The organism is Aliterella sp. E5.1, from assembly GCF_057473825.1.
This window is the reverse complement of record NZ_JBYCCV010000004.1, coordinates 91,156-113,938: the sequence shown is the minus strand read 5'-3', so window position 1 is coordinate 113,938 and position 22,783 is coordinate 91,156. Positions and strand designations below refer to the sequence as shown.

General features: G+C 42.8%; 25 protein-coding genes, 1 pseudogene and 1 riboswitch. Of the genes and pseudogenes, 10 read left to right on the top strand and 16 right to left on the bottom strand.

The genetic code is table 11. The features are described from left to right. Window positions 1–29: 29 nt before the first annotated feature. Window positions 30–227, bottom strand: a pseudogene (locus AC2VE5_RS03070) (nuclear transport factor 2 family protein); the annotation flags it as partial. Window positions 228–573: 346 nt separating this feature from the next. On the opposite strand from AC2VE5_RS03070, the gene AC2VE5_RS03065 reads away from it, so the two are divergent. Then, entirely contained in the window at window positions 574–1,608 is a 1,035-nt protein-coding gene (locus tag AC2VE5_RS03065) for a cyclic di-GMP-binding domain-containing protein, MshE-related (protein ID WP_486886307.1), read from the top strand. A gap of 8 nt (window positions 1,609–1,616) precedes the next feature. Here AC2VE5_RS03065 and proB read toward each other — a convergent pair whose 3' ends face one another. The 12 genes from proB to AC2VE5_RS03005 form a co-directional block, all read right to left on the bottom strand. Continuing rightward, window positions 1,617–2,720, bottom strand: coding sequence for a glutamate 5-kinase (proB, locus tag AC2VE5_RS03060; protein WP_486886306.1), 1,104 nt, complete (start codon window positions 2,718–2,720; stop codon window positions 1,617–1,619). A 204-nt stretch (window positions 2,721–2,924) separates the two neighbouring features. Continuing rightward, a complete protein-coding gene (locus tag AC2VE5_RS03055) occupies window positions 2,925–3,458 on the bottom strand; it encodes a YqeG family HAD IIIA-type phosphatase (protein ID WP_486886305.1) in 534 nt (177 codons plus the stop codon). A 20-nt stretch (window positions 3,459–3,478) separates the two neighbouring features. Next, a complete protein-coding gene (mltG, locus tag AC2VE5_RS03050) occupies window positions 3,479–4,525 on the bottom strand; it encodes an endolytic transglycosylase MltG (RefSeq protein ID WP_486886304.1) in 1,047 nt (348 codons plus the stop codon). A gap of 48 nt (window positions 4,526–4,573) precedes the next feature. Further along, window positions 4,574–5,146, bottom strand: a complete 573-nt coding sequence (locus tag AC2VE5_RS03045) for a DUF3727 domain-containing protein (RefSeq protein ID WP_486886303.1) — start codon at window positions 5,144–5,146, stop codon at window positions 4,574–4,576. 119 nt (window positions 5,147–5,265) lie between these two features. Beyond that, on the bottom strand, window positions 5,266–5,727 hold the full coding sequence (gene ruvX, locus AC2VE5_RS03040; protein ID WP_486886302.1) for a Holliday junction resolvase RuvX: 462 nt from the start codon (window positions 5,725–5,727) through the stop codon (window positions 5,266–5,268). A 12-nt stretch (window positions 5,728–5,739) separates the two neighbouring features. Then, a complete protein-coding gene (locus AC2VE5_RS03035; RefSeq protein ID WP_486886301.1) occupies window positions 5,740–6,978 on the bottom strand; it encodes a GNAT family N-acetyltransferase in 1,239 nt (412 codons plus the stop codon). A gap of 154 nt (window positions 6,979–7,132) precedes the next feature. Further along, the gene (locus tag AC2VE5_RS03030) at window positions 7,133–7,339 is read right to left on the bottom strand and encodes a hypothetical protein (protein WP_486886300.1); all 207 of its coding nucleotides are present in this window, start codon (window positions 7,337–7,339) and stop codon (window positions 7,133–7,135) included. Between the two features lie 164 nt (window positions 7,340–7,503). Further along, window positions 7,504–10,053, bottom strand: a complete 2,550-nt coding sequence (gene mutS / locus AC2VE5_RS03025; protein ID WP_486886321.1) for a DNA mismatch repair protein MutS — start codon at window positions 10,051–10,053, stop codon at window positions 7,504–7,506. A 162-nt stretch (window positions 10,054–10,215) separates the two neighbouring features. Beyond that, window positions 10,216–11,094: an aminotransferase class IV gene (locus AC2VE5_RS03020; RefSeq protein WP_486886299.1), complete on the bottom strand. Its 879-nt coding sequence runs from the start codon at window positions 11,092–11,094 to the stop codon at window positions 10,216–10,218. Next, window positions 11,091–11,741 (bottom strand): Uma2 family endonuclease, encoded by a 651-nt coding sequence (locus tag AC2VE5_RS03015; RefSeq protein WP_486886298.1) that lies wholly within the window; start codon window positions 11,739–11,741, stop codon window positions 11,091–11,093. Before AC2VE5_RS03015 ends, AC2VE5_RS03020 begins: the two co-directional genes overlap by 4 nt. Window positions 11,742–11,760: 19 nt before the next feature. Then, window positions 11,761–12,192 (bottom strand): NUDIX hydrolase, encoded by a 432-nt coding sequence (locus tag AC2VE5_RS03010; RefSeq protein WP_486886297.1) that lies wholly within the window; start codon window positions 12,190–12,192, stop codon window positions 11,761–11,763. A 2-nt stretch (window positions 12,193–12,194) separates the two neighbouring features. Beyond that, a complete protein-coding gene (locus AC2VE5_RS03005; RefSeq protein WP_486886296.1) occupies window positions 12,195–12,608 on the bottom strand; it encodes a hypothetical protein in 414 nt (137 codons plus the stop codon). Window positions 12,609–12,797: 189 nt separating this feature from the next. Between AC2VE5_RS03005 and folD the strand changes: the two genes are divergently transcribed. From folD to AC2VE5_RS02985, 4 genes are all read left to right on the top strand, one after another. Next, window positions 12,798–13,682 carry a bifunctional methylenetetrahydrofolate dehydrogenase/methenyltetrahydrofolate cyclohydrolase FolD gene (folD, locus tag AC2VE5_RS03000; RefSeq protein WP_486886295.1) on the top strand — a complete coding sequence of 295 codons (885 nt, stop codon included), beginning with the start codon at window positions 12,798–12,800 and terminating at the stop codon, window positions 13,680–13,682. A 73-nt stretch (window positions 13,683–13,755) separates the two neighbouring features. Next, a complete protein-coding gene (crtE, locus tag AC2VE5_RS02995) occupies window positions 13,756–14,682 on the top strand; it encodes a geranylgeranyl diphosphate synthase CrtE (RefSeq protein ID WP_486886294.1) in 927 nt (308 codons plus the stop codon). Between the two features lie 29 nt (window positions 14,683–14,711). Continuing rightward, on the top strand, window positions 14,712–15,167 hold the full coding sequence (locus tag AC2VE5_RS02990) for a divergent PAP2 family protein (RefSeq protein WP_486886293.1): 456 nt from the start codon (window positions 14,712–14,714) through the stop codon (window positions 15,165–15,167). Window positions 15,168–15,264: 97 nt separating this feature from the next. Next, window positions 15,265–15,903, top strand: coding sequence for a peroxiredoxin (locus AC2VE5_RS02985; protein ID WP_486886292.1), 639 nt, complete (start codon window positions 15,265–15,267; stop codon window positions 15,901–15,903). A 65-nt stretch (window positions 15,904–15,968) separates the two neighbouring features. Here the strand turns inward: AC2VE5_RS02985 and AC2VE5_RS02980 are convergent, their stop codons facing one another. From AC2VE5_RS02980 to AC2VE5_RS02970, 3 genes are all read right to left on the bottom strand, one after another. Continuing rightward, window positions 15,969–16,205, bottom strand: coding sequence for a 2Fe-2S iron-sulfur cluster-binding protein (locus AC2VE5_RS02980; RefSeq protein ID WP_486886291.1), 237 nt, complete (start codon window positions 16,203–16,205; stop codon window positions 15,969–15,971). A 5-nt stretch (window positions 16,206–16,210) separates the two neighbouring features. Beyond that, entirely contained in the window at window positions 16,211–17,689 is a 1,479-nt protein-coding gene (cobQ, locus tag AC2VE5_RS02975; protein WP_486886290.1) for a cobyric acid synthase CobQ, read from the bottom strand. Window positions 17,690–17,790: 101 nt separating this feature from the next. Next, window positions 17,791–18,192 (bottom strand): Npun_F0494 family protein, encoded by a 402-nt coding sequence (locus tag AC2VE5_RS02970; protein WP_486886289.1) that lies wholly within the window; start codon window positions 18,190–18,192, stop codon window positions 17,791–17,793. Window positions 18,193–18,292: 100 nt separating this feature from the next. Beyond that, a riboswitch (guanidine-I (ykkC/yxkD leader) is annotated at window positions 18,293–18,422 on the top strand. 80 nt (window positions 18,423–18,502) lie between these two features. Here AC2VE5_RS02970 and speB point away from each other — a divergent pair. The 5 genes from speB (at window position 18,503) to AC2VE5_RS02945 (ending at window position 22,757) form a co-directional block, all read left to right on the top strand. After that, on the top strand, window positions 18,503–19,708 hold the full coding sequence (speB, locus tag AC2VE5_RS02965) for an agmatinase (protein ID WP_486886288.1): 1,206 nt from the start codon (window positions 18,503–18,505) through the stop codon (window positions 19,706–19,708). Continuing rightward, window positions 19,708–20,073, top strand: a complete 366-nt coding sequence (gene hypA, locus AC2VE5_RS02960; RefSeq protein WP_486886287.1) for a hydrogenase maturation nickel metallochaperone HypA — start codon at window positions 19,708–19,710, stop codon at window positions 20,071–20,073. The genes speB and hypA overlap by 1 nt, the downstream gene beginning before the upstream one ends. Beyond that, complete coding sequence (gene hypB, locus AC2VE5_RS02955) at window positions 20,057–20,743, top strand: hydrogenase nickel incorporation protein HypB (protein ID WP_486886320.1); 687 nt, start codon at window positions 20,057–20,059, stop codon at window positions 20,741–20,743. Before hypA ends, hypB begins: the two co-directional genes overlap by 17 nt. A gap of 96 nt (window positions 20,744–20,839) precedes the next feature. Next, window positions 20,840–21,889 (top strand): ABC transporter substrate-binding protein, encoded by a 1,050-nt coding sequence (locus tag AC2VE5_RS02950; protein WP_486886319.1) that lies wholly within the window; start codon window positions 20,840–20,842, stop codon window positions 21,887–21,889. Between the two features lie 22 nt (window positions 21,890–21,911). Then, the gene (locus AC2VE5_RS02945) at window positions 21,912–22,757 is read left to right on the top strand and encodes an ABC transporter permease (RefSeq protein WP_486886286.1); all 846 of its coding nucleotides are present in this window, start codon (window positions 21,912–21,914) and stop codon (window positions 22,755–22,757) included. The last annotated feature ends 26 nt before the right edge of the window (window positions 22,758–22,783 follow it).

Below are 22,783 nucleotides of genomic sequence, written 5' to 3'. Positions count from 1 at the left end.
TAGCAATAGACAGTTTCCTAGAGTAACGGTCAAAAATAGTTAGATGCGATCGCTTGCTGTAACTTAGGTAATGTGTATAACCCAGTGTTTTCGTGGTGCATTGACGCAATCGTCTCAAAAAACTGAGCTAGGGCATCACGAACTGCCTGCTTGCCTTCTACTGAGGGTTGGTTGCCAAACCGAAACTTACCGTCATCAGTAAAGCGAGCGGCGATCGCATCGGCATCAAGAGTATCGCCTGCAAGCCTTTGTGACCATGGCTAGAGGAGTTTCGTTATCTTTTTAAGCTAATGATTTGCGACATCTATAGTTAGATGCGATCGCTTTACCTAAAATCTCCACTGGTATCCAATCTTTAAATGCAAAGAGAAAACAACCATCCCTCTACAAAATTTTACTTAAAATCATAAAATTATTTCTGGTTTTACCTAAACTTTATGTTTTCTTAACCTAACCTTAGTTAAACTAATCTTAAACAAGATTGGTGAGGTGTATATTTCTTTACATACAAAGGCAAGCACAAGTGGAGCCTTACTAGGTTAATGAACTTGAATCGGCAATAAAGGTAAAACAGTGATTAGTATAAATGAAGAACAAAGCAATCTATCAAAGCCACTAGGCGCATACTTAATTGAGGCTGGTACGATTGCACCAGAGCAACTAGAGATTGCGCTTCAAAAGCAAAGCCAATCGGGAAAACGCTTAGGAACAATTCTTGTAGAATGCGGTTGGATAAAACAGCAAACTATTGAGTATTTGATGGAAAACATTGTATTGCCAAGTAGAACTGCCAACCTGCACTCTAAGCTAAAACCCTATGGAAATAACCATTTAACTATAGTCGAACAAACAAATAACTATCATCCCGTAACTGGCTCATCAACTAGCAATGTAAAGTTTTCTCTATCTCCAAAAAAGACTACCCGTTTTTTAGTTCTTCTGGTATCCAGTTTGGTTTTATGTGGTTTGTTCTTCCAGTTCTGTGTTTATTTTTTACCAGATTATCCTTTAAGAGATACTTTCGCACGGCTATTTAATGTCAATGGAGAACAAAATATTCCAGCACTTTACTCTTGGGCAGCTTTACTATTTTGTGCTGTTCTACTAGAGGTCATTGCTGAGGCAAAAAAGGTAGCTGGCGATCGCTATGTCAATTACTGGCGAGTATTAGCAGTTATTTTTGTGTATTTATCCCTTGACGAAGCACTTTCAATTCACGAACTATTTATAGAACCCTTGCGAAATGCGTTCGGTGCAGGTGGTTTTCTATACTACGCTTGGGTGATTCCTGGTGCAATTTTTGTGGTACTCTTTTTGCTAAGTTTTCTAAAATTTATTAATGCTCTTCCTGGTAAGACTAAACGCTTATTTTTGATTGCTGGTACAGTTTTTGTAGGTGGGGCGATTGGGATGGAATTACTGGCTGGAACTCATGACGAGGTTTATGGCTCCGAGAACTTTACTACAGCTATTCTTACTTCCATTGAGGAATTTATGGAAATGACGGGCGTAGTTATTTTTATCTATGGGTTATTGTCTTACATCAGTTCGGAGTTGAAAGGAGCAAATCTAAATATAAGGATTGCCGACGGCAAAAAGTATCAGTAAGGCATTACTTAAGTTAAGACGAGGTTATCGCGGTGAACTATAGTTTCCGCAGCAGCGTAGCCCAAAATTGTTGATATTTCACTAGAATGTCTGCCCAAAATTTGCTTGAGTTCGCTGCTGTTATAATTAACTATGCCTCTAGCGATCGCTTTTCCGCTTAGATCGCATAGTTCTACCGCCTCTTGACTTTCAAATTCTCCGGCTACAGATGTAATTCCTGCCGCTAGTAACGATTTCCTTTCTTCAACAATAGCTTTAACCGCACCTATATCTAAAGTTAGTTTGCCCATTGGCACTAAACCATAAGCAATCCAACGCTTGCGCGCTCTATTTGGCTGGGGTTGGGGTTCAAACTGCGTCCCTAAAGTTTCTCCTTGTAAGATTTTTTGAATATTGTCAGGATTGCCTTGGGTAATTACCGTCCGCACCCCGGCGGCGGTAGCAATGCGGGCGGCGGCAATTTTTGTTGTCATCCCACCAGTCCCCCACTTAGATGGGCGATCGCCGGATTGTACTTGCTCGGCTAATTCATTGATATTTTTAACCAAAGAAATTGGTTGAGCGTCAGGAAACGAACGCGGATCGGCAGAATACAGCCGATCGACATCGGTTAACAAAAATAGCCAATCTGCTTCTACTAAACTGGCAACTAAAGCAGACAATGTATCGTTATCGCCAAACTTTAATTCATCCACAGCTACGGTGTCATTTTCATTTACTACTGGAATTACGCCTAATTTGAGTAACTCTGCAAAGGTACGATAGACATTGATATAACGGCTCCGCGCCACTAAGTCACCGCGAGTCAGCAGCACTTGAGCAATGGGTTGTTGCAATGTGTCAAATAGATCGTCGTATATCCGCATCAACCGTCCTTGACCGACGGCGGCTATGGCTTGCTTAAGGGCGACTTCTTTGGGTCTTTCCGTTAGTCCCAGCCTCGCGCAGCCTATCCCTACGGCTCCAGAAGAAACCAAAATTACTTGATGACCTTGCTGCCGCAACTGACTCAAAACTTTTACTAATGTAGCGATCGTAGATAAGGCAAGCTTTCCTGTTTGCGGTTGAGTCAGGCTTGAAGTGCCAATTTTTATAACTATGGTTTGGGACATTTGGGTGTATTTGCCTAGGGCATAGACAAATTGTAAAGCGCCAGTTCCTCTATAGGTGAGGCTGACGCTTTACGAACATATTTATAGATATTTATAGCTAGAGTCTTTATCAAGCTGACTCTATTTGATCTGTATCTATCATTACAGATTTTTCGTAAAAATGAGCAGTCCATAACATTTTCTTTAGATTTCTTAAGTTCTATTCTACTTTGTTACTTTTTGTTTCGGTACGATTGAAGCGCCCATAAATTTGGACACTAATACCTCAAAATTTCGCAGGGGATAGGAGCGTACTGCTTCGCCGGGATCGAGGATCGGGTCTACCAAAATTGTAAACATTCCCAGTCGATTTCCGGCGATCACATCAGTAAATAAGCGATCGCCTACCATCGCAATTTGTTCGACAGGTAAATCCATCGCTGTTACAGCTTGTCGCAATTTGCGCCGAGAAGGTTTGACCGCACCTAAAATATAAGGCAAGTCTAGAGAGCGGGCAATGCCCCCAATACGAGCATCGCTGAGGTTATTACTTACTAGCCACAGCTTCGTTGTCTGTCGAATGCTCTCTACCCAATCTTTGAGTTCGGTAGAGGCGGTAACAACTTTTACTGGGACAAGGGTTTCATCCACGTCCAAAACCAGCCCTTTAAGCTGGTACTGGGCAATAATATCGGAGGTCAAACTTAAGACGGAGTTTTGTAAGATTAAGTCCGGCTGTAAGTATTCGTGCCATGCCATAGTCAGTTTTTAAGTTGGGTTTAATTTGCCGAGACTTGTCTACGGATAGCTACTTGTGCGGCGGTGTGTTCGCTGAGAGTTTTGCTAAACACATGAGTACCATCATAACGAGCAACAAAATACAAATAAGGAGTCTTTTCGGGATACAGTGCGGCTTTCAAACTAGCAATCCCAGGACTTGCAATCGGCGTAGGGGGTAAGCCAGGATTGACGTAAGTATTGTAGGGACTGGCAACTTTGATTTGATAGAAAGTCAAAGGTTGGTCTTTAGTTTGGCGAATATTGAGCGCGTATTCTACGGTTGGATCGGTTTGCAAGAGCATTCCTTTGCCCAACCTAGAAGCAAATACTCCAGCAATGAGCGATCGCTCTTTAGGAATTACGGCTTCTTTTTCGACAATGCTGCCCAAAGTTACCCACTCTAACAAGCTTAAATCTGTTTGTTTTTTACCTTGTTCGTACACTGGCAGCGCTACAACTTGAAATTGGTTAAGCATTTGCCTAACGACAATTTCGGGGGTGACGCTATCGCCATTTAGCTTGTAGGTGTCGGGATATAAAAACCCTTCTAAGTGAGGTAAGTTTGCTGGCAACCAGGGGTATTCGTTTCTGGGAATTTTTTTTACTTCTGCCAAAAACGCTTGGGCGGAGAAAAAGCCTTGTTTTTCAAAGTATTCTCCCATTTGCCGCAACGACCAGCCTTCAGGAATTGTAAAACTTAGTTGGACAACCTTACCCCGCCAAATTTGCGCGGCAACGGCTGGTAAAGATTGATTTGGTACTATGACATAATTTCCGGCTTTAAAGCCCCCATTAGGTTCTTGTTTTTCCAAATACCGCGCCCACAAGTTCCAAGCTTGACTAGAACGAATTCCCCCCGCCTCTGCCAATTGCTGCCCAATTTGCTGGGCTGCCATTCCTGATTTTACCTGAATAGAGACTACTTGATTATTTTCGGTAGGAGAAATCGCTCCATTCCACCAATTCCAGCCTAGCCAAGTGCTTACTCCCAAGACTGGCACAAGTAGCACCATAGACCACTTGAAAGCTTTTTGCATTACTTTCATTTTGTTTAACTGCCCTAAATAACTACTTTTGCTTTGCAGCAAGCTCAATTAGTCCATCTCGTCAAATAGCTGCTCCTCTAATAGCGGTTGAATTTTACTAAATTCTTCTTGAGAAAGTAGCTCTGGCTTGCCATCAGAGGTCATCTTGGCAAAAAACAACAAGGGATCGAGGGGCGTGTAAATTGAGTATTCTTGCTCTTGATGATAAAAGTTTGCCAGCAATTGCAACTGTTCTGGCTCTAACTCCGAGCCTTCTTCTTCAATTTCTAGAGTAAATAACTCCGCATCTTCTACGGGGGGAAGTTCCCCAGCAACGGTGAGAGCAAAAGCCGTGCGCCGGAGGATCAAGTTCTGTTCAGCTAGTACAGCTTCGGCGGTAGTAAAGATTTGGTCGATAGTCTCATCATCTTCTATCGGCACTGCTTCTTCCTCATCGCCATCGCCATGCCATGCAAAAATTTCGATGGCTGAGTCTTCTGGGAGCAGTAAAACATATTCAATATCCCCTACAAATAGCGATCGCTCGATATAACAGGGAAGACTCCGCCCAGATTCATCAGTGAGGGTGATGGACGCTGTTGGAGATGAATCGTTTTCTTCAGGGGATGGGGATGAAAACATAGACGATGGGGGACTGTCAATTGATTAATAACAACAGCAACTAACTCACTTGCGCGTTTATTAGGTACTATTTGTCAGCTTTCAGGATATCACGGGATGCGAGTTTAACTGCATTTAAGTTATGTGCGGGAAACATCTACTACTTGTAATTGGTTGCTGCGTCTTAGATCTAGCCAGCGTTGTAAAATTATAGCGGCGGCTTTGCGATCGATTAGTCCTTTCTCGATAAAATGCCCTGACTTTTTTTCTAAATTAATTAACTGCTCAGCTTCCACCGAAGTCAGGCGCTCGTCAACATATTCCATCGGCAGGGTGAGAACTTGGGCAAGTTTTGATGCTAATTTTTGCACTTGTCTAGCCTGAAAACCCAGTTCGCCTTTCATTGTGTAAGGTAGACCAACTACTAGGATTTGAGCCGTACGCTCTTGCACCAATTGTTGAAGCTGAGCTACATCTAGGGCAAAAGATTGACGCTCTATGGTAGTTAAACCTGTAGCAATCAATCCCGTACCGTCGCATCCAGCTACACCAATGCGCTTTTTGCCAATATCTAAACCCAAAGCAGAAATTCTCGGTGACATAGGTTTAAGTTGCTATGCCTGTTCTTTGCCTAGGTCTGATGAACTTGGTGGCAGAGGATCTACATTAGAATAACTACTAGGTTCCGACGTTAAGTTAGGGGTATCGTTTGTCACTTCTATAGAAGACATCTGCTGTTTTGGTTGTCCTAGCCAAGACATTCCTCCCGCTACAGGCTTGCGTGCTGGCTGGAATCCTTGCAACATTTCCGACCATTGCAACCCTTCTAAAGAGACAAATTTGGACTCGCGCAACTTGTGATACACCGAGCGCGACATCATCAAAGTGTGTTCTACTCTTTTAGCGCCAATTTGTTCTAGATACTCCTCCCTTTCTTGCTGGTAGTCTGCGGAAGCTAGTTGCAAGGACTGAGGGGGTAAATCTTGAGCAATGCGAGCTAATTGGGATAATAGTTCCGGATAGAGCCAAGTATAGGCGGGGTGAACCGTCAGGGTAGCTCTATGAGGCTGCGTACCTTTGCGACACATCCGCACTTGGAAGTAGCCAATTGCGGCTTTGCGTTGGGGTTCAAAGACGTAGCCGCTAATTACTTCAAGCTTATGTATCCACTGCTGGATGGCTTCAACGATACCACCAAGCAAGCTAGTTTTAAAATCGTCAGCATTGCGGTCAAATACTTGACGCACCAAAGGAGGCATGGAGGCGGTATCTAATTGATAAAGTAACTGAGCATCAGCATTACTTACAGGCAAAATATTTGGTAAATCAGGTTCGCGTAATGCCAATTCTTGCAATAAACTAGGGGTAATTTCCCAGTAGGTTTGTTGAGCTAATGTTTGAAAGCCATTTTGACGGTAAAGAGCCAGCGACTCTTTATCATTGATATCAACTTCCAATAACCAGGTTCTAGCTTCACCCACGGCTTCAAAACAATAACGTAGTAGTTGAGAGCCAACCCCATGAGCGCGGGATTGAGCATCTACCAATAACTTTTCTACCCGCCATGTGCTGCGAGTGCGGTTGCAAGGAGAAATTTGAATTGTACCTTGGACGCGCCTAGCTTGCTCGGCGACATAAATACAAAAGTGGTATTGCAGGGGATTAGGAAACAAGTTTAAAAACTTCAGCAAGCCGTACCAGCGACGCAGTAGTTTTAATTGATTTTGCTCTGTAGCCACCATCGGTTTTTCTGACGCGAACGATTCGGCACAGAGACGCTCAATTCCTTCTATATCCCGGCGTTGAACCGTGCGAATAACAACGTTTAGATTTTGAGGAAGTACTGAAGTCATGATTCGTCTGGTTGGAATCCAGCCTAAAGTTAGTTAATATGCTGCACCAATATTTTAACGATTTTCTGGGTTTATGCCGCCGATCTCAAGATCGATCTTCAGATTAGACCTTGCCAAATTAACTCGCGCGGGTGGCAAGGTCTAATTAAATTATTTATCGTGCTTGACGGGATACTAATTTTTCAAAATTTGCTTGGGTTTGATGCAGCAATTGTTCGCGGCTATCGCCCACAGTTTTGTTGAGCGTGGGGACTAGGTTTCGCGCTTGCAAAGCCATATGCAATTGCAGATGAGCAACATATTCGCTAAAATCTTCACGGCTACGAGTGTTAGATGGTAGTCCCTGGGGTTGAATTGCCACGAGCAATGGTCTCCTAATAGTTGATTTTTTGCATTTCATCCAGATCGGAAATTATCACGTCGCTGGTGCTTGTGACCTATTCCGCAATCAAGTGTAACAACAGTCACTATTTCTCTGGACTTATTGACAATTTTAGCTTTAGGATAATCGCGTCGAACAATAGTTTACAACTTGTTAATTTGCGATCGCAGTCCGATGGCAATTTTACTATGTTTTTCAATTTGCCCCATTACTTCTTTAGCCCGTCCAATCACAACTGGGGGTAAACCTGCTAGTCTTCCCGCCTCAATTCCATAAGATTTATCTGCGCCGCCTGGTTGAACTTGGTGCAAAAATATGATTTGGTCGGGTAATTCTTTTACCGTCACTTGATAATTAGCAACATTCGGCATTATTGAAGCAAGTTCGTTCATTTCGTGGTAGTGAGTGGCGAAAATAGTGCGCGATTTAATTGCTTCTGCCAAATACTCCGCTACCGCCCAAGCAATCGAAAGCCCGTCAAAAGTTGCCGTACCGCGCCCAATTTCATCTAGTAATACTAGCGACGTGGAAGTAGCGTGATTGAGGATGTTTGCCGTTTCGTTCATCTCTACCATAAAAGTAGATTGACCTGTAGCTAAATCATCCACCGCTCCTACACGAGTAAAAATGCGATCGCATATTCCAAGTATTGCCTCTTTTGCGGGGACAAAGCAACCCACTTGAGCCATTAATTGAATCAATCCCAGTTGACGCAAGTAGCAGCTTTTTCCACTAGCGTTAGGTCCCGTCAAAATTACTAAATCTGGCTTTTCTGTCGCATCTTGGCTATTTTTCTCCCACCCCAACATTGTTGAATTTGGTACAAAAAAACCTGATGGTAAAGATTGCTCTACTACGGGATGACGACCATCAGTAATCTTAATTTCTCGCCCTTCTACCATTTGCGGGCGACAGTAACCCTGGTAAACCGCTACTTCTGCAAACCCACACAATACATCCGCCGCCGCTACCGCGCGAGAAGTATTGCGAATAATCTCCGCACTTTCCCCAACTTCTTGACGTAAAAGGGAAAAAACCTCGTATTCCAGACGATTGAGGTCATCTCTTGCCGTCAAAATTCGCGCTTCTTTTTCCTTCAAATCGGGCGTAATATACCGCTCCTCGTTGGTGAGGGTTTGTTTGCGGATGTAGTTATCGGGAACTTGGTCAGCACGCGAGCGAGAAATACTAATGTAATAACCAAAAGTTTTGTTAAATCCTACCTTAAGGTTGGGGATTCCCGTTCGGGCTTTTTCCTCAACTTCCAAGTTAGCAATCCATAGTTTGTCTTGTTCGACCGTAAGACGCAAGTCATCTAGCTGAGAATTGATACCACTGCGAATTAAACCGCCTTCGGTGAGATACAAAGGGGGAGACTCTACCAAGTGAGCGCGAATTTGATGCCCCAACTGCTCCAAAATAGGCGGTATTTTTTGCAAAGCTTTTAGATAAGGCGACTTGGCATTTTCCACTAACATAGCTATTTCCGGCAGCCTGAGTAGAGAATCTGCTAAAGACACCAAATCTCGAGCGTTAGCACTTCCCGAACTTGTCCGTCCCGTCAACCTTTCTAAGTCATAAATTTGCCGCAGGAGTTGCCGCAAGTCATGACGCAGCGACGTGTCTTCAACTAATTCTTGAATAGTATCAAGGCGCGCATTAATACCTTTAATATCTAGCAACGGCTGCAAAAACCAACGCCGTAAAGCTCTACCGCCCATTGCTGTACTGGTTTTATCAATTGCCCACAGCAAAGAGCCATGTAATATCCCATCGCGGACAGTTTGGGTAATTTCTAGATTGCGACGGCTTTGGCTATCAACAATTAGGTAGTCTGTGATAGTGTAAGTCCGCAATAACTGGAGCGCTACAGGGTTTTCTTTTTGGGTAGCTTCTAAATATTCCAGCAATCCGCCCGCCGCCCGCACTGCCAGGGGTAAGTGTTCCGTGCCAATTCCTTCTAAACTACGCATTTTAAAGCGTTGCAACAGCCGATTTCGAGCTTCGGCAAGGGTAAAAGGGGTTTGACTGCGCATGGCATAGCAAAACGAGCTAGGCAGGTAGCTAGGCAAGTGTTCGGATTTTTCTCCTGGACGCAATAAACTACCTAAATCGGGGACATTGGTGGGAAATAATACTTCTGACGGATGCAAGCGCATCAATTCTTGAGTTAGCTGCTCTAAGCCGCTTGATTGAGTAGTAAGAAATTCTCCAGTAGAGATATCTGCGTAAGCTAAACCCCAATGTTCTCCAGCAATGACTACGGCGGCGAGAAAGTTGTTGCGACGAGCATTGAGCATTCCTTCGTCAAGCAACGTACCAGGAGTTATAACCTTTGTTACTTCGCGTTTTACCTGCCGATTTTGCGCCGCCGCTACAGACGCATCTTCTACTTGGTCGCAAATTGCGATCGCAAATCCTTTTTCAACTAACATGGCACAATAGCGGTCTATGGCATGATGCGGTACGCCGGACATTGGTACTCGTCCGATTTCTTTACCTGCTTGGATGCTAGTTAAAACTAATTCTAATTGCTCGGAAACCGTGCAAGCATCTTGAAAAAATACTTCGTAAAAGTCGCCGACTCGGTATAACAGCAGCGCGTGCGGATATTGCTCTTTGATTTCAACATAATGCTGCATCATCGGGCTGAGTTTTTTTCTCTCTAGCTCCTGATAATCGGCGTTACGCATGGTAGGCTTGCCTTGATTGAAGTCTGGCGTTGAAGGGTCGGGCGAAACGTTCATAGCTGGCGTTGCAGGTTGCTCAATATTGACTTTATCGCATGGATTTGATTGCTGTTGCGCTTTCGTTTTTAAAACAGCAAGGATTTGTTAAATAGTTAACTAAAACTATCAGCTAAATTTTTGCTTTTGGTGGGTAATTTGGCGAAATTCCTGTAGAAACTGCTTAAATAGTGGATGGTTACAGGATTCGTATTTATAGTTATCAATACTTGCTACTGGCTTTAGTTCCATCATGGTTGCAGCTAAAAAAGCGCCATCAAAATTTGCTAATTCGCTAGGTTTAATATCGCGCTCTACTACTTCAATATTTATGGACTTGGCGATATCTAGCAACGTAGCACGGGTAATGCCAGGGAAAATATTGACATTAAGTGCAGGTGTAACAACTGTATGGGATTGTAAGAAAAAAATATTAGCGGCGGTTGCTTCAGTGATTTTACCTTCCGCATCGAGCATTATGGCATCATTAAAGCCCTCAATTTGGGCAGCACGGCGGCTGAGGTAGCTATTTACATAAGTTCCGCATATTTTCCACGTTACCGGAATTGCCTTACCAGAAACGCGCTCGTATTTTGAGATATGACAAGTAAGGGGTGTAGCCTCGTCGCGGGCGATAGTTACTGCCAAAATTGTCACATCTACAGGCATATCATCGCTAAAATTTAGATACGCCCCGCTACGGTAAACAATTGGGCGGATATAGTAATTATTAGGCGGTATTGCTTCTAATAATCCCAAAAGCCCCGATTTTAGCTCAGTATTTGACCAATCAAATTCTAATCCCATCTGCAAAGAGCCATGACGCAAACGGTCTAAATGAGCTTCCAGACGATGAATATAGTATGAATCGCTATTGCAGTAAGCCATAATGCCATCAAATACGCCAACGCCTAAATGTAGAGAATGGCTGGCGATAGATGGGGCAGCTTGTTCGCGTTCGACAAGTTTACCATTATGCCAAGCGATCGCGGCAGGAGTAAAATTCATTTATTTTCGGTTTGTAGATGGGCTAGTAGCCAAGCGCCAACTTGAGTATTATCCATTTGACGACTGCGCTGCAAAGTTTCTTCTAGTAAAGCTATTTCTAATTCTGGTAATACCTGAGACTGGTAAATTCGCTTGCTTCCGCCATCAGAAATCGCCAAAGCAACTATCTGGGTATTCTGGACATCTATAATCCAATACTCCGCAACATCCATACTTTCATACAGCAAGCGCTTTTTACCTAAATCGTCAGCTAGGGATGTACTGGCAATTTCAATTACTAAGTCTGGTGCTGGATAATTGTTTAAATCGATTACTGATGTACCTGTAATAGCTAATTTTGCCCTTTCTCCAACGTAATAAGATACATCGGGTTGGCCTTCTCTGACTCCCGTCTTACGGTAGCTACAGTTAGTTAATCCCCTAATAGAAATATTTTTAAGAGTACAAAACAGATTTACGGCAAACAGGATAATCGTATTATCGCTTGCATGGTCATATCCAACTGGTGACATTTCAATCCTTAACTGTCCGTTGTCATAATAACCTTTAGCGTTTTCCAATTCAGGCTGATTAATAGCGGCGATATATTCGTCCCAGTTAACAGTAATCCATGTATCAGTCTCTATTTTGGTTTGTAATTCATTCATGACAGACTTAATAATATTTTTAATTTAAGGACGCTTGAAAGTCTAATAAAATCTTTTGAGCAGTGGGAACTAATGGATATACACCCTTAGCTTTTTGCGAATAATAGCTACCGCGTTTTATATTATCAACGGTCAAAAAATCCATGTCCCAACCTTCATGTAAAATCAACTGATTTAGTTCTACGGTTAGCGGGGCATAATAAACATGGCGAACGGCTTTTTCATCTGGATAACAGCCAAATTCTAATAAGTTTGGTGGCGTATAGCCGATTTCTTCTAATAATTCTCGTTTTACGGCAACTTCTGAATTTTCTCCTGATTCTAGGTGTCCGCCAAATAAGCCCCAGTGTCCGGGATAAACTATATTGGGGATATCGTCGCGCAATTGCATCAAAAATTGGTTATTTTGGTAGAGAATTGCGATCGCTACACGCACAATTGAATTGCTCATAACTAAGATGCTGGCGTATGTTCGATTCTTTCTTGTTCTTCGACATAAAAGTCGCCTAATTCTTGAGTTTCCATCGGAATACTCTGGTAGCGAAGATTACCCTTAATTAATAACTTATCATTGATTTTTAAGCCTTGTTGACTGGTTATTGTCCAAATTGTCCCGCTAGAGTCTTGCATTTGATAAGCTTGCCAAGGCTCTGATAGTGGGACAATATTAGTTACTTGTCCTTGCAGATAAACTGTCCCTTGATTATTGGGCGATTTGATATTGCTAATATCAGTTACATTTGTACCAATTCTGAACTTGATGCTATTCCAGCTAGAGTTTCCTACACCATTACAACCAATTAGGCCACCGACTATAAAAAAATTACAAGTGACTAGATAAAAACTTCTTGTTAGTTGAATTTTCATATAAAAATATATAAGTTAAGTAGATTCACACCGTTAAATATTTGCTGTCAACATCCAAAGTATAGATAAAATTATTTTTAACTTCTGCTTTCACCTAAAAGTAAAAATAATTGCCAGAATCCTTTGCTGCGGTTAAAAAAGATGCTAATTGATTAAATAGTTTTTCCTAAAAATCCAGGTGCAATCTTAATGAACACAATGGCTAAATTACTAGACGGCAAAGCTTTAGCCCAAAAGCTGCAAATTGAGCTACTAGAGCGCATCCAAGCTTTGACACCGCAAATAGGACGTAACCCTGGTTTAGCGGTAATTATGGTCGGCGATAACCCTGCCAGCGCTGCCTACGTGCGAAATAAAGAGCGGGACTGTGTAAAAGTCGGAATAGCCTCTTTTGGTCGCCATTTCCCCGCAAATACTAGCCAATCAGAGCTAGAACAAGTAATTCAAGCCCTAAATCAAGATGAAAGAGTAGATGGAATTTTGGTACAGTTACCCTTACCAGAACCCTTAGATGCGGTTGCATTACTACACCAAATAGAGCCTAACAAAGATGTTGATGGACTGCACCCGCTTAATTTAGGACGACTGCTAAGAGGAGAACCCGGTTTACGCAGTTGTACCCCCAAGGGAGTGATGCGCTTATTGCAAGAATACAATATTGAACTGAAGGGCAAAAAAGCCGTTGTTGTCGGTAGAAGTATTTTAGTTGGTAAGCCTTTAGCATTAATGCTATTAGAGGCAGATGCTACCGTCACGATCGCACATTCCAAGTCAGATGATCTAGAATCTATTACTAAGCAAGCTGATATCCTCATCCCTGCTGTAGGCTTGGCGGGATTAATTACGGATTCAATGGTGAAGCCGGGAGCAGTAGTTGTCGATGTGGGTATCAATAGCATTACAGACGCACATACAAGCAAAAGTCGTTTGGTTGGAGATGTAGATTTTGCCTCGGTGCAACAAGTCGCCTCTTATCTTACCCCGGTTCCCGGCGGCATTGGTCCGATGACTAGAGCGATATTGCTGCAAAATACTGTACTTAGCTATTGCCAGTACCATAAAATTAGCCTGTAAAGTTTCCTAATTTATGTTCCCCAAAGCCCCGTAGAATTATTACGGATATAACAGCAGCTTGAGGAACCAACCGATGGTAGCAACGGATAATCTGCAAATGACCCCAGGAAAAACTCAATTTTTATTATCAGCTTATCTGCAAGAGCATCAAAGCCTTGTAGAAGCAGCCTTAGACCGGGCGATTTCTGTTGTCTACCCAGAAAAAATATACGAAGCAATGCGCTACTCCCTGCTGGCGGGTGGAAAGCGCCTGCGTCCGATTCTTTGCCTTGCTACTTGCGAAATGGCTGGAGGTACGCTAGAAGTAGCGATGCCTACAGCCTGCGCTTTAGAGATGATTCATACCATGTCATTGATTCACGATGACTTGCCAGCGATGGACAACGACGACTATCGCCGGGGTAAATTGACCAATCATAAAGTTTATGGCGAAGATATTGCGATTTTGGCGGGCGATGGCTTACTCGCTTATGCTTTTGAATTTGTTGCCACTAATACTCCTAACGTGCCTGCGGAGCGAGTTTTACAAGTAATTGCGCGCCTAGGACGAGCGGTGGGTGCCGCGGGGCTAGTGGGCGGTCAGGTAGTTGATTTAGAATCGGAGGGCAAGCCTGATGTCTCTCTAGAAACCTTGAATTTTATTCACAACCATAAAACGGCGGCATTATTAGAAGCAAGTGTAGTATGTGGGGGAATTTTGGCAGGAATGCCAGGGGAAGATTTACACAGGCTGTCTCGATTCTCTCAAAATATCGGCTTGGCATTTCAAATTATTGATGACATTTTGGATATCACTTCTACCCAAGAACAATTAGGCAAAACTGCGGGAAAAGATTTGCAAGCGCAAAAAGTAACCTATCCTAGCTTGTGGGGTATAGAAGAATCACAAAGTCAGGCACAACAGATAATTGCCGCCGCCATAGCGCAATTAGAGCCATTTGGGGAAAAAGCAATACCCTTAAAAGCACTCGCTCACTATATTACCAGTCGCACTCACTAAACTCTAACATCCACCCTTTTTAAAACACCATGCAGGACTTTGGCGACATTTTAGATAACAGCGTTCTATATATTGCTGTCATAACTTGTCTTTTCGCTCAAGGGTCAAAGTTGATTATTGACTTAGCCAAAAATCGTAAACTTAACGTCCGCGTCTTAGTCACCACTGGGGGAATGCCTAGCGCTCACTCGGCGCTAGTAACTTCCTTAGCAACGGGGGTCGGACAAACCGCCGGATGGGGAAGTCCTGAATTTGCGATCGCAACTATTTTTGCAGTTATTGTCATGTATGATGCGGCAGGAGTGCGCCAAGCCGCCGGAAAGCAAGCTCGTATTCTCAATCAAATGATTGATGAATTATTTAGCAAAGACCACGAATTTAATGAAGACCGTTTGAAGGAATTGCTTGGTCATACACCTTTTCAAGTGATTGTGGGATCGATTTTAGGGATAACCATTTCTTGTCTGGCTGCACCCGCTTATTAAAATTTTATTCAAATCCTCTACAATCCGACCGGAAAACCGGGCTTTTATGTCATGATCGCTAAAGTAAACAACAGGATTTGAGCAGAGGTAACAATTCATGGCGTTAAGATTAGGCGATACAGTCCCTAACTTTAAACAAGCTTCTACGCACGGCGATATTGATTTCTATGAATGGGCAGGCGATAGCTGGGTGGTGCTGTTTTCTCATCCGGCGGACTTTACCCCAGTTTGTACTACCGAACTTGGACAAGTCGCCTATCTCAAGCCAGAACTTGACAAGCGCCATGCTAAAGCATTGGCACTCAGCGTTGACGATGTGGAGTCTCACCAAGGCTGGGTAGGAGATATTGAGGAAACTCAGGGAACTAAACTAAATTTTCCAATTTTAGCCGATCCCGATCGCAAAGTTTCTGACTTGTACGACATGATCCACCCCAATGCCAACAATACTTTAACCGTGCGCTCGGTATTTATTATCGATCCTCAGAAAAAACTGCGTTTGACTCTTACTTATCCAGCTAGTACCGGACGCAACTTTGCGGAAATTTTGCGGGTAATCGATTCATTACAACTAACAGACAACTACAGCGTTGCAACTCCGGCTAACTGGGAAGATGGCGGCGACTGCGTGATCGTTCCATCATTGAAAGATCCAGAAGTGTTAAAAGAGAAGTTTCCCAAAGGTTACGAAGAAATCAAGCCTTATTTGCGGATGACTCCTCAGCCAAATAAATAATTTTTGCCTTTTCTCTTAACTAAAACCTGACAAGCCGTTTACTAGCGCATTGTCAGGTTTTTTATTTACCAAGTTGGATCGCACGTAAGATTAATTGTCAAATGCGATCGCCCTTTTGGTACGCCAGTAATACAAGCACGAATTTCATGACCATCATCTATTTCTACCTCACAAGCATGGCAAGAACCCATCAAGCAGCCTGTAGGAATAGTTATCCCACATCGGGCAGCAACATCTAATATCAATTCTCCAACTTCTGCCTCCGTGGTGATATTGTCAGGTAAAAAATGTACAGAAACCATTATTTTTAATTCAAAATATCGTTTAAATTCAAATGAGCTTCAATAGTAGTTGCCAAGGTGTCTAGCATACTTTCTCGTTGCTCTCGATAGTTGGGAATGCCTGTAGGCAAGGATTTTAAACCTCGTTGCTGCCGGAGTCGATTTAACCAAGCACGTCGCCATGCTCCATTATCAAACAATCCGTGCAGGTAACTACCCCAAACTAATTGATCTTTATCTACTAAGCCTAGATTAGGATCGTCAAATAAGGGTTTGTAATCGCTTGCCCCTGTATCAGCTTCAATTAAACGCGATCGCCCTTGATGAATTTCATACCCAGCTACAGGTAAGCCTTCTTGAGGAAAGTTTGAAGTTACTTGCCTTTGTTTGGCAATTTTGTAATCAGTAATCATAGTTCTAATTGGCAATAATTCCAATCCTTCGCATTTGCTATATTCGCTTTCTAGGCGATCGGGATCGGTTAAGTATTGCCCCATCATTTGATAGCCGCCGCAAATACCCAAAACTGTACCTCCCGATGCGGCATAATTTCTAATTGCGTCTGCCATGCCACTTTTTTGCAGCACTATTAAGTCGGCAATGGTAGTTTTAGTTCCGGGAATAATTACCGCATCTGGATGCCCTAATTCTTGTTTGGGATGGAGATACTTGAGAGACACCGTAGGTTCTGATTCTAGCGGATCGAAGTCGGTAAAATTAGCAATGCGCGGTAAACGCAAGACAGTAATATTGAGATCCCCTTGAGACGAAGAGGTTTTGCGCTCAAATAAATCTAGAGAGTCTTCGGCGGGAAATACTTGCTCCAACCAAGGAATCACTCCAACTACTGGAATACCTGTATAGTTTTCCAACCATTCAATTCCTGGCTGCAAAATCGAGCGCATTCCTCGAAATTTATTAATAATTATGCCGCGAATTAAGGCGCGTTCTTCTGGTTCCAGTAAAGCTAAAGTTCCCACTACATGGGCAAAAGCACCCCCGCGCTCGATATCTACAACGAGTAGCGTTGGCGCGTTAAGATGTTTTGCCACCCGCATATTAGTTAAGTCGCGGTGTTTGAGATTGATTTCTGCGGGGCTACCCGCACCTTCACAAACAATTAGATCGAATTCTGTACTCAACTGCTGCAAAGAGTCCTTAATTGCTTGCCAACCCACATCAAAATATTGCTGGTAGTAATCGGCGGCTCCTACCTTACCTACTGCTTTACCTTTAAGGATGACTTGAGAAGTCATATCACCTTGGGGTTTAAGCAAAATTGGATTCATTTCTATGGTTGGCTGCGTCCCGGCTGCCCAGGCTTGCACGGCTTGAGCATAACCAATTTCTCCACCATTTGCGGTTACATAGGCATTCAAAGCCATGTTCTGCCCCTTAAAAGGTGCTACTCGCCAACCACGGCGAGACAAGATCCGACATATAGCCGTAGTTAGCAGAGATTTTCCAGCGTGGGAAGTTGTTCCCACCACCATTAAGGATTTCATAAACAGCTATCCATGAACTAAAGAATAAAGATTAAAAATACGCCGTCTGTTTTATTCTTCCCTGTTCCTGCTTAGTTTTAACTGCTAACTACAACCAATTTTTATAAAGGCAATCTAAACCACTGGTTCAAAGCGTTATAAAAGTAATCCTTTAGTGATGGCTGCCAGTCGCTATCGGCGTACTGCTCAATTAGTTGGCTGCCTAGGGGTGTAAGGCGAAAACTATCAGTAATGCCTTGTCCATCTACTTCGCGGCGGAGAATGCCGACTTGAATTAACCACCCTAGGGCGTTTTCTGCGGCTAATTCTGATATAGAGCGGCGAGTATAGCCATTTTTCACTCCGTCAAGAGCAGATATTGCATTGATAGGGACGCTTTCATGGCGCATTTTTGCCAATAAATGGATTTTGAAAGGCGAACAAAATAAACTTTGCTTGGCTCTAGCGATCGTTTTTGGGGAATAAGTTAGGGATTTATAACTTTTAGAATCAATAGTTGACATTTTGTATCTATAAATACATTTGGATCTGGGAAAGATTGATATTACTATCAATTAACACTGGCTATATTAATAGTTTAGATTATTAGCTAAAACAAAAAACTTAATTAGCTTCTAGGGTTCCGGTTTGAATTTTCACTGGCAACAGCAATTTTTTTAAGCGGCAGGTCCAAGAGAAGCAACCAATATTCCTAGAAATATTGGTTACACGGCGGGAGAAAAGCCCGGGAGAAACAATAACAGTTGTATAACTGTTATTGACTCCTGGGTTTTTTGTTGACAAAATGCGAGTTTATACCAGGGAGCAATTAAAATGACTGAACGCGATCGCCCATTAGAAGAAAGTTTAGAATCTCATCCTAAGCAATCTCCTAGCGAGGCGGAAAGAGCTTTGGAGAGTGAAAGAAAATTACCTTTAACAGGTTGGCAACAAGAAGTATCTAAAGGTTTAGAATTTGGATTAGAAGCAGCAGAAAGTATAGGCGATCGCTCTATTCCAACTTTTTCTCGTGGCGAACTACCTCACTATGCGGGGATCAATACTTTTTTAAAAGCGCCTTACGTTGAAGATGTACGCAAAGTCGGCGAGTACGATGTCGCTATTGTTGGCGTACCTCACGATTCTGGCACAACTTATCGTCCGGGAACTCGTTTTGGTCCTCAAGGTATCCGCCGCATTTCGGCTCTTTATACGCCTTATAGTTTTGAATTAGGCGTAGACTTGCGCGAACAAATTACGTTGTGCGATGTGGGAGATATTTTCACAATTCCCGCCAATAATGAAAAGTCTTTTGACCAAATTTCTAAAGGGATTGCCCATATTTTTAGTTCTGGCGCATTCCCCATTATTTTAGGAGGAGATCATTCTATTGGTTATCCCACAGTACGCGGTATTTGTCGGCATTTGGGCGACAAAAAAGTCGGGATTATTCACTTCGATCGCCATGTGGATACTCAAGAAAAAGACTTGGACGAAAGGATGCACACTTGTCCTTGGTTTCATGCCACAAATATCAAAAATGCTCCGCCTAAAAACTTAGTTCAATTAGGAATTGGCGGCTGGCAAGTTCCCCGCGAAGGCGTGAAGTTTTATCGGGAAAAAGCCAGCAACATCCTAACAGTTACAGATATTACAGAAAAAGGCTTAGATTACGCGGTAGACTTTGCCTTAGAAAGAGCTTTAGACGGTACAGATTGCGTTTATATCAGCTTTGATATTGATTGTATTGATGCGGGTTTTGTCCCTGGAACTGGCTGGCCTGAACCTGGTGGTTTGTTACCCCGCGAAGCTCTATATATGCTAGGTAAAATTGTCCAACGCGCGCCTATTTGTGGTTTGGAAGTTGTGGAAGTTTCGCCACCTTATGATGTTAGCGATATGACAGCATTACTAGCCGCTAGGGTAATATGCGACACTATGGGTCACTTGGTTGTATCGGGACAATTACCAAGAAAACAAAAACCTGACTATATTCACCCTTACGCTCAACCAGAATTAGTTAAGGAGTGGACTAATTAATGCACGAAACGGATATGACTAAGGCGCTAATTTTAACTGTTAAAGATTGGCAAGAAAGTCAGCAAGAATTGCCGCAAATAGCTTGCATTCATTTAATTGTTGGTAAGTTTACGTGTGTAGAGCCTGTAAGTTTGCAATTTGCGTTTGAAGTGCAAACCAAAAACACATTTTTAGATGGGGTAAAGCTAGTTATTCAAGAAACGCCCTTGATAGCTTTTTGTCATCAATGCCAAGCAGAATATCATCCAGAAATTGGCATTCAGTATGCTTGCCCAGAGTGCAAGTCGCCGATGGATGATATCAGGTCGGGAAGAGAATTAAAAATCGATCGAGTTGAATATACAGATTATGCACCAAACTTTTGACGCAGCTTTAGGCATCAATTTACTCCACGCCAACCAAACTGGCGCAGATAGTAATCGCGATCGCTTTGATGAATGGGGAATTACTTGCTTGAATATTATGAGCAGTCCTGGCGCTGGTAAAACGGTGCTGTTGGAACAAACTCTAGCAGCTTTGAGCCGCGAACTAAAAATTGCTGTAATTGAAGGGGATATGACTACCGAACTAGACGCGGAACGTTTGCGTAAATACGATGTTCCAGTCATTGCGATTAATACCGGGCGCTCTTGTCACTTAGATTCAAAAATGGTAGCGGGTGGAATTCATCAACTCCAACATCAATACAACCCGCCAGAATTGGATTTGGTATTAGTCGAAAATGTGGGCAATTTAGTTTGTCCAGCCGAATTTGAAGTAGGAGAACACTTAAAAGTTGCGCTCTTAAGTATTACCGAAGGCGAAGATAAGCCGCTCAAGTATCCAATCATGTTTCAACAAGCAGATTGCTTGCTGATTACAAAAATCGATTTAGCACCATATTTAGACGTAGATATGCACCGCATTGAAGAAAACGTTAGGCAAATGAATCCTCACGTCAAAATAATTGCTATTTCTGCCAAAACTGGAGCAGGAATAGAAACTTGGCTTTCTTGGGTGCGATCGCAAATAGTCCCCAAACCTGCTTTAGTTTGAAAATTGTGTAGCAACGATTGCAGATAACTATTGGCACTATCTGCTATCGAGTATTAAATGAAACTAAGCTACGAGAAAATACTGAAAAGAAATGCAATGAAACTGCGATCGCTTTTTACCTATGTTGCTTTATTTGTAGCAGGTTTGACCTTAACTGTCAGTTGTACTAATCCAGCAACTAATATAACCACTAGCTCTGATACTACTACGTCTGTTGGAGGCAATAGTGCAGCCACGGCTAGTCTAGGATTTAGCGCTTGGCCTGGTTGGATTCCCTGGCAAGTCGCCCAAGAGCAAAATATCTTTGATACACACAAAGCCTCCGTAGATTTGAAATGGTTTGATGGATATTTAGAATCTATAAGTACCTTAGCAGCGCAACAAATTACAGCAAATAGTCAAACCTTAAACGATACTATTAGCTCGGTTTCTGGTGGTGCAGATCAAGTAGTAGTGCTAGTAAATGACAACTCTACAGGCAACGATAAAATTATTGTCCGAGAGGGCATTAACTCCATTGCCGACCTTAAGGGCAAAAAAGTAGCTGCCGAAGAAGGCACAGTAGATCACTTTTTATTGCTGCTAGGACTAGAACAAGCAGGTTTAAGTCCCCAAGATATTCAGTTTGTACCCTTAGAAACAGGCAAAGCCTCCGCCGCCTTTGTAGGGGGACAAGTTGATGCGGTGGGTGTATTTGCGCCCTTTACAACCCAAGCACTCAAGCGTCCTGGTAGCAAAGAATTATTTAGCTCTAAAGAGTTTCCTGGGGCAATTCCAGATCATTTGGTAGTAACGCGCAAATTTATCAACGAACAGCCAGCGCAAGTACAGGCGCTAGTTGATTCTTGGTTTGCAACTTTAGATTATATCGAGGCAAATCCTAAAAAGGCGATCGCAATTATGGCAAAAAGAGCCGGGGTAAGCGTCGAAGAATACAAAGAATACGCTCAAGGAACTCACATTTTTAGCATTGAAGAAAACCTCAAAGCCTTTCAACCAGGCACAAATCGAACATCCCTAGCTTTTGCGGCGGCAGAAATGAGCGGGTTTTTAGAAAAAGTTGGACTAGCAAAGCAAAAGCCAGATCTTAGCAAGCTATTTGACGATCGCTTTATTAAAGCCTATGCCGAGAAAGTCAAGAAATGAATCCACTTACCACGATTAAGCCATGAGTTCTACGGAATCAGTGCCGCCAAATGCCAAACAATCTAAAAGCCTACAGTCTACAGTTTTCTGGCGACTTGGCGAAGATATCCCCAAGCCTTTAAATACAGGACTAATTGCTACTTCTATTGCCTTACCGCTCTTGCTATGGTGGCTGGTAACTACTTTTGGAAACGTAGATCCGCAGTTTTTGCCCTCTCCAGGTAGAGTATTAGAGGCGTTTGGGCGCTTGTGGGGTACGGGAGAGCTATTAAAAGATACCGTAGCGAGTCTGTGGCGGGTGGGGGGAGGGGTTTTGCTGGCAGTAATCTTCTCGATTTCTGTAGGCGTTTTGATGGGCAGTTTTGCCAGTATTAGAGCTTTACTTGAACCATTATTTGGTCTAGTGCGGTATATGCCTGCGCCTGCCTTTATTCCTTTACTGATTTTATATTTGGGCATTGGTGAAGAACCAAAAATTACTTTAATCTTTATTGGTGTATTTTTCTTTAACTCTTTGATGGTGATGGATACAGTCAAATTTGTACCCAAAGACTTGATTGAAGCAACCTATACCTTGGGTGGAAGCCGGATACAGACTTTATTACAGGTAATTTTTCCTCACGTTATCCCCGGAATTATTGATGCTTGTCGGATTAACTTAGCCGCCGCATGGCAATTAGTAATTGTGTCTGAATTGATTGCCGCAAACGAAGGCTTGGGTCGGCGAATTAGCGTAGCAGGTAGATTTTTGAGAACTGATGAAATTTTTGTGGGGCTAATTGTCATTGGTGTAATTGGGCTGACTTTCGACTTGCTATTTCAATATTTACTGAGAGTTTCTTGTAGCTGGGCAAGTCAAAAAAGATAAATCGACCGTCGAGCAAATACTACATA

Bases quoted from the DNA above. Each gene is read 5' to 3' on its own strand.
- proB (WP_486886306.1), bottom strand. From the start codon at position 2,720: ATGTCCCAAACCATAGTTATAAAAATTGGCACTTCAAGCCTGACTCAA.
- AC2VE5_RS03055 (WP_486886305.1), bottom strand. From the start codon at position 3,458: ATGGCATGGCACGAATACTTACAGCCGGACTTAATCTTACAAAACTCC.
- mltG (WP_486886304.1), bottom strand. From the start codon at position 4,525: ATGAAAGTAATGCAAAAAGCTTTCAAGTGGTCTATGGTGCTACTTGTG.
- AC2VE5_RS03045 (WP_486886303.1), bottom strand. From the start codon at position 5,146: ATGTTTTCATCCCCATCCCCTGAAGAAAACGATTCATCTCCAACAGCG.
- ruvX (WP_486886302.1), bottom strand. From the start codon at position 5,727: ATGTCACCGAGAATTTCTGCTTTGGGTTTAGATATTGGCAAAAAGCGC.
- AC2VE5_RS03035 (WP_486886301.1), bottom strand. From the start codon at position 6,978: ATGACTTCAGTACTTCCTCAAAATCTAAACGTTGTTATTCGCACGGTT.
- mutS (WP_486886321.1), bottom strand. From the start codon at position 10,053: ATGCGTAACGCCGATTATCAGGAGCTAGAGAGAAAAAAACTCAGCCCG.
- AC2VE5_RS03020 (WP_486886299.1), bottom strand. From the start codon at position 11,094: ATGAATTTTACTCCTGCCGCGATCGCTTGGCATAATGGTAAACTTGTC.
- AC2VE5_RS03015 (WP_486886298.1), bottom strand. From the start codon at position 11,741: ATGAATGAATTACAAACCAAAATAGAGACTGATACATGGATTACTGTT.
- AC2VE5_RS03010 (WP_486886297.1), bottom strand. From the start codon at position 12,192: ATGAGCAATTCAATTGTGCGTGTAGCGATCGCAATTCTCTACCAAAAT.
- AC2VE5_RS03005 (WP_486886296.1), bottom strand. From the start codon at position 12,608: ATGAAAATTCAACTAACAAGAAGTTTTTATCTAGTCACTTGTAATTTT.
- folD (WP_486886295.1), top strand. From the start codon at position 12,798: ATGAACACAATGGCTAAATTACTAGACGGCAAAGCTTTAGCCCAAAAG.
- crtE (WP_486886294.1), top strand. From the start codon at position 13,756: ATGGTAGCAACGGATAATCTGCAAATGACCCCAGGAAAAACTCAATTT.
- AC2VE5_RS02990 (WP_486886293.1), top strand. From the start codon at position 14,712: ATGCAGGACTTTGGCGACATTTTAGATAACAGCGTTCTATATATTGCT.
- AC2VE5_RS02985 (WP_486886292.1), top strand. From the start codon at position 15,265: ATGGCGTTAAGATTAGGCGATACAGTCCCTAACTTTAAACAAGCTTCT.
- AC2VE5_RS02980 (WP_486886291.1), bottom strand. From the start codon at position 16,205: ATGGTTTCTGTACATTTTTTACCTGACAATATCACCACGGAGGCAGAA.
- cobQ (WP_486886290.1), bottom strand. From the start codon at position 17,689: ATGAAATCCTTAATGGTGGTGGGAACAACTTCCCACGCTGGAAAATCT.
- AC2VE5_RS02970 (WP_486886289.1), bottom strand. From the start codon at position 18,192: ATGTCAACTATTGATTCTAAAAGTTATAAATCCCTAACTTATTCCCCA.
- speB (WP_486886288.1), top strand. From the start codon at position 18,503: ATGACTGAACGCGATCGCCCATTAGAAGAAAGTTTAGAATCTCATCCT.
- hypA (WP_486886287.1), top strand. From the start codon at position 19,708: ATGCACGAAACGGATATGACTAAGGCGCTAATTTTAACTGTTAAAGAT.
- hypB (WP_486886320.1), top strand. From the start codon at position 20,057: ATGCACCAAACTTTTGACGCAGCTTTAGGCATCAATTTACTCCACGCC.
- AC2VE5_RS02950 (WP_486886319.1), top strand. From the start codon at position 20,840: ATGAAACTGCGATCGCTTTTTACCTATGTTGCTTTATTTGTAGCAGGT.
- AC2VE5_RS02945 (WP_486886286.1), top strand. From the start codon at position 21,912: ATGAGTTCTACGGAATCAGTGCCGCCAAATGCCAAACAATCTAAAAGC.